Origin of the sequence: Corynebacterium sp. MSK008 (assembly GCF_030232585.1) — a bacterium.
Lineage (GTDB): Bacteria > Actinomycetota > Actinomycetes > Mycobacteriales > Mycobacteriaceae > Corynebacterium.
Window position 1 is genome coordinate 1 of sequence record NZ_JASPJX010000048.1, and the last position, 219, is coordinate 219.

Genomic DNA, 219 nt, shown 5'->3' on the forward strand with positions numbered 1-219 from the left:
GCTTAGCTTCCGGGTTCGGAATGGGACCGGGCGTTTCCCCGCCGCCATCAACCACCGACACACCTATACGGGGCATGTACGGCTGATCAACAATCAGCGCTATGCAATTTTTTCTATGTTGGCCGGCCGGTGTGATCTCCGGTGGTGTGTTGTGTCAGTGACTGCACAGTGGACGCGAAGCATGACAATGCTTTTTTGTGTTCGTATTTCGCGGTGTTC

Annotated in this window: 1 rRNA gene; it reads right to left on the bottom strand. The window is 54.3% G+C overall.

Annotated elements, in window-relative coordinates:
- A 5S ribosomal RNA gene (gene rrf, locus QP996_RS11905) occupies nucleotides 1-59 on the bottom strand; the annotation flags it as partial.
- Nucleotides 60-219 lie beyond the last annotated feature (160 nt).